Here is a 3,499-nt window from a genome sequence, read left to right on the forward strand (position 1 = left end):
AGTCAGGACCGGCCTCTATGAGCAGGACGTGACTGCCATTGGCCGATAACCTGTTCGCCATGACGCATCCGGATGAGCCGCCACCTATAACGATGTAGCTGAATAACAAAGACAATCCTCGCTTCCATCTGTATGCCCCGACAGGGGTAGCAGGTGTAATAGGTTACTTCAGGAGAGTGCCTCCTCGTAACGCAGGAATCCACACTGCACGTCAGTAGTTGGCGAGCGGTCGAGAATCAGCAAGAATAACAGGTTGATCGCAAAGGGGCACGCCTCCCAGCGTCGCCGCTGCAGCCGGTGCGCCGTCCCGGTCCTGGATATCGGCGGCGTGGACGACGAGACCGACCATCAGGCCGATGGTGTCGACAACGATGTGATTTTTGCGCCCGTTGATCTTCTTTCCGCGTCCAGCCGGATTCCACCGCTTTTCCGTGGTCTTGACCGATTGGCTGTCGATCACGCCGGCCGTCGGACTTGCTTCCCGACCTCAGCCTCGCGCGCCGCCATAACGAGGCTGTTGCTTATGGTCCGCAACAGGCCCTCCTCACGCCAGCGATAGAATTACTTCTGCACTGTTAAAAAGGGTAAGAAGTCTTTCGGCAGCCATCGCCACGCCCCCCGACGAGGCCAGATAAAGACGCGCCTTCACGGCTTCGCGCGGGCCGCAAACAGGGATTGCGAGCCGAGTTGCAGGCGATCCGCGATCAGGCCGCCGACCGCACGTCATTCCTGCGATTGGCCGAGACATTGACTGATTTCCTCCTGCGACTGGGGCAATCGGCAGAGACTTTGGAAATCAGCGACCGCCAGAGAATCGTCCACTTGCTGGTCAAAGATGGACGGAGGAAAACCCCTGGCGCCAGCCTGGCGGCTCATGCACACGCCAATGGCTGCGTAGCAAGGTGGTTCGCCGCCGTCCTGCGAGGACACCTTGGCTACTACGCCAGGCCGTGCAATCGACCCCACCCACGCATCGTCGGAGGATCCGAATGGGCAGTTCAAAAAAATTTACAGAATCTTCGCAACCGCAAATCCCTTAAGATGCTACGTCAACCCGAGGTCGGAGGTCAGGCACCTGAAAGCGGCTGATGCCGATTTACGCGAAGCGCAAGCGGAGGTCACAATGCAAAGAGAGCGCTCATCCTGGTTGAAGGCATAAGTACTGATGCCGCTATCAAGCGGCCCAGCGTCTTGGGCTTCATCCAATTGTCCTGTCGGCTGATCCAACTCAGTACGAGTATCTTGCCGCGGCGGGAATTGAGGCAATCCGCGTCGATACAGGCAATCTCTATGCGCTGATCCGCGAATGTATCCGGCTGCGTGCGACGTATGATATTGCTGGCATCACGACCGCCCCAGAGTATTGAGGCAGAAGGTACGCCCGCCAAGTGTTCGTCGATCCCACATCAGATCGGTACCGCCGTTTGGTAAACGGCTTGCAAAATAGGTACTGGCCCTTTGGGCCGTGAAAATGGCCAACCCTCGAGAGCCCGTTGCGCGTTGCACCTGGGGCAGGCGACTTTGAAGATGAGGGTGGGAGCGGAAAGAATGCTGAACGATCGACGGTCGCATGGGCTTTGGGAGCGGACAGCTCCGCCGCCGCCTGAAACGGAGAAGCTGGCAGGCGACCTCGTGGCCGACGTCGCGATCGTCGGTGCCGGCTACACCGGGTTGTCCACTGCGCTGCACCTTGCCGAACGGGGCCTGAAAGCTGTCGTGATCGAGGCAGCCGAGATTGGTTTTGGCGCTGCCGGGCGGAGCACCGGGTTGGTGAATGCGGGCCTCTGGGTGATGCCCTCGGCGCTCAAGGAGACGCTTGGTCCTATCTATGGCGGTCGTTTGCTTAATTTGCTGCGCAATTCCCCACGCACCGTCTTCGAGATCGTCGACAACCACAACTTGCCGTGCGAGTTGACGCGGGTCGGCACGATCCACTGCGGAGCCGATAAGAAGGGCGTCGCCGAAATCACAGAGCGAGGCCGGCAGTGGCAGGCGCTCGACGCTCCGGTGCACATCCTCGATGCCGGCGAGACACGTGCCAAGACAGGCACCTCGGCCTTCGCCGCAGGTCTCCTCGACCTGCGTGCAGGGACAATCCAGCCGCTCGCCTATGTGCGCGGCCTCGCTGGCGCGGCTATTTCCGCTGGGGCGACCGTCTGCACGGCGAGCCCGGTCGAGCACATCGCGGGCGAGGACGGCATCTGGCGGCTCGCCACGCAAGGAGGAAGCGTCCGGGCCAAGTGGGCGGTTCTTTCGACCGACACCTACACGTCGCGCATCCTTCCAGAGCTGCGCGGCGAGCAAGTGGTGCTGCCCGTCTTCCATGTCGCGACTGCGCCGCTGAGCCCCAGCATTCGCCGCACGATCCTGCCCGAGGGGCACGGCGCGTGGGACACCCGCACCGTGCTGACCGCATTTCGCACAGACAATGCCGGCCGCCTCATCCTCGGCAGCGTCGGCGCGCTCCGCGGCACCGGAACCGCCATCCATCGCAACTGGGCGCGGCGCCGTATCCGGGCGCTCTTTCCGCAGATCGGTGAGGTCGAGCTGGAGCATGAGTGGTACGGTTGGATAGGCATGACCAACGACCATCTGCCCCGCCTTCATATCCCAGCGGAAAACATGGTCGCGCTGACGGGCTTCAACGGACGAGGTGTCGCGCCGGGTACGGTGTTCGGTCGCGAGCTCGCCCGCCATATCAGCGGGGAGCTGCCGCTCGATGGGATGTTCCTGCCCGTGTCCCCGGCGCAGAACACCCCCTTCAGGGCCATCAGAGAGGGCTACTATGAGCTCGGCGCGCAGATCGCGCATCTGCCGCCGGCGCGCTGATACCGGTGGCGGGCGCGCACAAGCCTCGCTACCTCGGCAGTCGCCATTACGGCACAGACACACCATTGGGCAGCGGCCATCGCATCATCTGAATCATTTTGGGTGCCCGCCAGCTTGGCGCTTGCCGCTGCGGAGGCCTTCCAACCCCGGGATAGCGAGATTGCAATTCCCGCCGTCGCAATGCGCCAAGTCCTCGGGCAACTGATCGAAGCAGAAGCTTTCCGGGATTCCGTCGATGCCCACGGGTTCGCCTTGCGACGATCCGAAGGCGCTGGTCCAACGCTGAATGCTCCGGACGATGATCCCTGTCTTGGGCTTGAAGATGTAGAACCAGAACGCGTGCTTGGGCGCCAGCCAGTCGGCCAGGACTCTGGAGGTATCGCTGAGGGCGCGCTCGAGTGCCTCAATGCTCTTAGTCTGGGTCAACAACTGCCCGCCCGCTTGTTCCGCCGGAAAAGCGCGGCTCCCGTCTGACCTTCGTTTCGTGCCCTCGACCGATCGCTCGCCCGAGCACTCGCCGGAGCGCCACATCGCGAGCTCGCTGAAGCTCTCTGGCCGGTCAACGGCGCGTCCCTACGCCTCCGCCAAAGCTTTCGATTACCCACATCGTCGGCTTGATCCAATGGAGATGCCGAAGGCGATGTCGTGCAAGCGGGTCATGCCGCGCCAG

3 protein-coding genes and 2 pseudogenes are annotated in these 3,499 nt (G+C 62.2%); 2 read left to right on the forward strand and 3 right to left on the reverse strand.

Annotation, left to right across the window (positions count from 1 at the left end; all coding sequences use genetic code 11):
- Together NKH29_RS32390 and NKH29_RS32395 are read right to left on the reverse strand one after the other, a co-directional pair.
- A partial coding sequence (locus NKH29_RS32390) for an NAD(P)-binding protein (RefSeq protein WP_353001417.1) occupies window positions 1–109 on the reverse strand: 109 nt, incomplete at its 3' end.
- A 102-nt stretch (window positions 110–211) separates the two neighbouring features.
- Window positions 212–658: pseudogene (locus NKH29_RS32395) on the reverse strand (transposase); the annotation flags it as partial.
- 482 nt (window positions 659–1,140) lie between these two features.
- Here NKH29_RS32395 and NKH29_RS32400 point away from each other — a divergent pair.
- Window positions 1,141–1,355 (forward strand): annotated as a pseudogene (locus NKH29_RS32400) (ATP-grasp domain-containing protein); the annotation flags it as partial.
- A gap of 193 nt (window positions 1,356–1,548) precedes the next feature.
- On the forward strand, window positions 1,549–2,829 hold the full coding sequence (locus NKH29_RS32405) for an NAD(P)/FAD-dependent oxidoreductase (protein ID WP_353001415.1): 1,281 nt from the start codon (window positions 1,549–1,551) through the stop codon (window positions 2,827–2,829).
- A 93-nt stretch (window positions 2,830–2,922) separates the two neighbouring features.
- On the opposite strand, the gene NKH29_RS32410 is transcribed toward NKH29_RS32405, so the two are convergent.
- Window positions 2,923–3,360, reverse strand: coding sequence for a hypothetical protein (locus NKH29_RS32410; RefSeq protein ID WP_353001416.1), 438 nt, complete (start codon window positions 3,358–3,360; stop codon window positions 2,923–2,925).
- Window positions 3,361–3,499: the final 139 nt, after the last annotated feature.

The organism is Mesorhizobium sp. M1295 (assembly GCF_040318135.1).
In the GTDB taxonomy this organism is placed as follows: Bacteria; Pseudomonadota; Alphaproteobacteria; order Rhizobiales; family Rhizobiaceae; genus Mesorhizobium.